This window comes from Micromonospora sp. NPDC049580, from assembly GCF_040675595.1.
Lineage (GTDB): Bacteria > Actinomycetota > Actinomycetes > Mycobacteriales > Micromonosporaceae > Micromonospora.
The window spans coordinates 1-3,742 of the sequence record NZ_JBFAPG010000561.1 but is presented as its reverse complement, the minus strand read 5'-3'; the positions used below and the strand labels follow the sequence as shown (position 1 = coordinate 3,742).

3 protein-coding genes and 1 tRNA gene are annotated in these 3,742 nt (G+C 70.3%); 2 read left to right on the top strand and 2 right to left on the bottom strand.

Going from position 1 to position 3,742, the window contains the following annotated elements:
- A partial coding sequence (locus AB0J68_RS29075) for a tyrosine-type recombinase/integrase (protein WP_363941705.1) occupies nt 1-546 on the top strand: 546 nt, incomplete at its 5' end.
- A 17-nt stretch (nt 547-563) separates the two neighbouring features.
- Here the strand turns inward: AB0J68_RS29075 and AB0J68_RS29070 are convergent.
- Nucleotides 564-637: transfer RNA gene (locus AB0J68_RS29070), tRNA-Thr, on the bottom strand.
- Nucleotides 638-780: 143 nt separating this feature from the next.
- Between AB0J68_RS29070 and AB0J68_RS29065 the strand changes: the two genes are divergently transcribed.
- On the top strand, nt 781-2,517 hold the full coding sequence (locus AB0J68_RS29065) for a metallophosphoesterase (protein WP_363941702.1): 1,737 nt from the start codon (nt 781-783) through the stop codon (nt 2,515-2,517).
- 139 nt (nt 2,518-2,656) lie between these two features.
- Here AB0J68_RS29065 and ricT read toward each other — a convergent pair whose 3' ends face one another.
- Nucleotides 2,657-3,493 (bottom strand): regulatory iron-sulfur-containing complex subunit RicT, encoded by an 837-nt coding sequence (ricT, locus tag AB0J68_RS29060; protein ID WP_354854689.1) that lies wholly within the window; start codon nt 3,491-3,493, stop codon nt 2,657-2,659.
- Nucleotides 3,494-3,742: the final 249 nt, after the last annotated feature.

Genomic DNA, 3,742 nt, shown 5'->3' with positions numbered 1-3,742 from the left:
GCGCGGCCCGCTTGCGGGCCGCTTGATCTGCTGCGGCGTCGGGTGACCGTGGCGGTGGCCTTCACGGAGGTCGGCGGCGAGCTGGTGGAGGGCACGCCGAAGAACCACCAGCGCCGGTCGGTGCCGATCCCGCGCTTCCTCGTCGACGAGCTGGCGGCACACGTCGCCGGGAAGCGGCGCGAGGATCTGGTGTTCACCGCTCCGCACGGTGAGCCGCTGCGCAACACCAACTTCCGTTCGCGGATCTTCGCGCCGGCTGCTGAGTCGGTCGGCCTGGACGGGCTGACTCCCCACGACCTGCGGCACACGGCGGCGAGTCTGGCCGTGGCGGCGGGCGCCGACGTCAAGGCGGTGCAGCGAATGCTCGGGCACGCCTCGGCGTCGATGACCCTGGACGTGTACGCGGGCCTCTTCGGTGACGACCTGGACGCGGTCGCCAACCGGCTGGACGAGGCAGTCGCGGCGCGGGATGCGGACTATTTGCGGACTGGCACGGTCGGCGGCGGTGTTGTCGACCTCGGGAAACGCAGAAGCCCAGGCCATTGACCTGGGCTTCCGTACCGAGCCGCCTGACGGAATCGAACCGTCGACCTACGCATTACGAGTGCGTCGCTCTAGCCGACTGAGCTAAGGCGGCAACGATCAGCAAGTGTACGGCACCCCCCGGCCCCGGACCGAACGGGATACCCCCGCGCCTCCGTCAACACCAACCGGACAACCATTGCCATCTGGCTAATTACCGGACAGCGCCTCGCCGGGACCGGTACTACGCTGCGGCGGGTGAGTGACGAACGCGACGATCACCAGACCCCGGCGGGCGAGCAACCCGACGGGGAGCGGGCCCCTCGCCGGCCGCGCTCCACCGATCCACTGGAGTTGGGTTTCACCCCCCGCAAGCCGGTGCCATGGCTGGCCCCGTTCCTGTTGATCAGCACCGGTATCCGCACGCTGTTGGCGATCCTCTTCGGCGCCTACCTGGACAAGCGCGAGCTGCAGAACGCCTTCGGCGACGGCATCTTCAGCCAGGCGGGGCCGGACGGCGGGCTGTGGCTCGACTACGTGGCCGACCTCGGTGACGGCTTCCACGCCACCTACTCCGTCGCGTACCTGCTGGCGCAGCCGGAGCTGACCGTGGACGGGCACCGGCTGCCCCGTGCGCAGACCCTGGTGATGGGCGGGGACCAGGTGTACCCGTCGGCGGCCTACGCGGAGTACGAGAACCGGTGCAAGGGGCCGTACCAGGCCGCGCTGCCGGCGGCCCCGCCCGACCGTCCCACGCTGTTCGCGGTGCCGGGCAACCACGACTGGTACGACGGCCTGACCGCCTTCCTGCGGCTGTTCGTTCGCTCCCGGGACCGCAACTTCGCCGGCTGGCGCACCGGGCAGTCGCGGTCGTACTTCGCCGTGGAGTTGCCGGCCGGCTGGTGGCTGCTGGGCGTCGACGACCAGTCCGGCTCATACCTGGACGACCCACAGTTGGCCTACTTCGACGAGGTGGCCCGGCGACTCACCCCGGAGTCGAAGGTGATCATCGCGGCGCCGTCGCCGACCTGGGTCAAGGCCGCCGACGACCCCATGGCGTACGACTCGATCGACTACTTCATCCGGACCATCATCGACCCGACCGGGGCGCAGGTGCGGCTGCTGCTCTCCGGCGACCTGCACCACTACGCCCGCTACGCCGGCCCGGGCCGGCAGTTGATCACCTGTGGCGGCGGCGGTGCGTACCTGTACCCGACGCACAAGCTGCCGGAGCGCATCGAGGTGCCGCCCCGGGACACGCTGGCTCGACGGGCCAGCCGCACACAGCCGTACGACCTGGTGGCCCGCTATCCGGACGCGGCCCGCTCCCGGCGCTACGGCTGGGGCATCTTCGCCCGACTGCCGTTCCGCAACCCCGGCTTCACCACGCTGCTCGGCACCCTGCACACCCTGCTGATGCTGGCCATGGCGGGCGCGGCGGCGAACTGGGCCGACAGCACCAACCAGCGACTGTTCAGCGTCCCGCTGGTGCTGATGGTGCTCGTGACGGTGGTGGCGGCGGCCCTGTTCGCCAAGCCGCCCAGCGCCAGCGGCAAGCGGCATGTCCGGCACTGGATTCTCGGCGTCAGCCACGGCGTGGCCCAGGTGGCGCTGGCCGCCGGCGGAACCTGGGTCTGGTTGGCGCTGCCGTTCTACGACTGGCCGTGGCCGCTGCCGGCGGTCGCCGCGGCGGTGCTGTACGGCCCGGTCATCGGCCTGGTCGCCAGTCAGCTGGTGGCGGCGTACCTGCTGGTCGCCAGTGCGTTCGGGGTGAACGTCAACGAACTGTTCGCCGGGCAGGGCATCGAGGACTCCAAGTCGTTCCTGCGGTTGCGCATCGACCCGGACGGCACGCTGACCGTCTACTCGCTCGGAGTGGACCGGGTGGCCCGCGACTGGCAGGTGAACCCCGACGACTCCCCCTCCGCAAGCTGGCTGACCCCGAAAACGCCGCTAACCCCCCAGTTGACCGAACCCCCCATCGTCCTGCACTGACCCTGACCGGACCCACCAGGTGATCAAGAGGTTTGCGTCATTCGGGGCCCGAATCCTGACGCAAACCTCTTGATCAACAGGGTTAGCCGGGGGGCCAGGGGGTGTAGTCCGGTTCCCCTGGGGTGGAGGAGGCCCTGCTCTACGGAGTGGGGCCTTCTTCGTATGACCGGCGCGATCCGCAGACGTCAGACAGCGAGCACCGCTTGGTCTCGCCGCTGGAGAGCTGGCGAACAGTCACCGTCTCGCTCGGGACGTGCCGCGAGACGACCCTGGCCTCGCCTTCCGGGGTGGTAACCCGCTGGCCGCTCGTCGGGTATGTGCCGCTTCTGTCATACAGCGGGTGCTCGTACTTCAGGCAGCACATCAACCGGCCACACGCCCCCGAGATGCGCAGCGGGTTCAGCGGCAGATCCTGGTCCTTGGCCATCCGGATGGTCACCGGCTCGAAGTCGGTGAGGAACGTCGCGCAGCACAGGTCCCGACCACACGAGCCGATGCCGCCCTGGACGCGGGCCGAATCCCGTGCCGAGAGCTGCCGCAGCTCGACCCGGCAGTGCAGGGTGGCGCCCAGGTCGCGGACCAGGGAACGGAAGTCCACCCGGTGCGGGGCGGTGAAGTAGACGGTGCTGCGCTCGCCGCCGCCGTCACCCGAGCCGAGCACGTGGTCGACGGCCACCACCTTCATCGGGAGGCCGTGCGCACGGATCAGCCGCTTCGCCGCCACCTTCGCCTCGGCCTTACGACGGCGCAGCGCCTCGTCCCGGAGCAGGTCGTCGTCGCCGGCCAGCCCGACCAGCCGGGGGAAGCCGTCGGTCTCCTCGGTCACCCACTGGGCGGCCCAGACGCACTCGGCCACCTCGGGCCCGTCGTCGGTCGGCACCAGCACCCGGTCGCCCACCTGCGGGCGCAACTCGCCCGGGTCGAGGTAGTAGAGGCGCCCGTACCGGTTGAAGCTGACCGCGCAGAGCATGCCCATCCCCCCACCTTACGACGCATCACCGCAAAGGGCGCACCGGCCAATCCCTCCATCGCATCCATGACCGTCGACTCGACCTATTGCCGGGCCACCCGTCGTGCCGTTGACCCTCGCCCGGACGGTTGATTCCGGCCGCGGGTGGGGGACAAACGTCTCCGGGCGGCGTTGAGTGGAGGCAGACCTGCGGGGGGTGCAGGGGGAAGACCACGGCGTCGCCGTGGGCGCCGACTCTGCTCGGGCGCCCGCGAG

Bases quoted from the DNA above. Each gene is read 5' to 3' on its own strand.
- ricT (WP_354854689.1), bottom strand. From the start codon at position 3,493: ATGGGCATGCTCTGCGCGGTCAGCTTCAACCGGTACGGGCGCCTCTAC.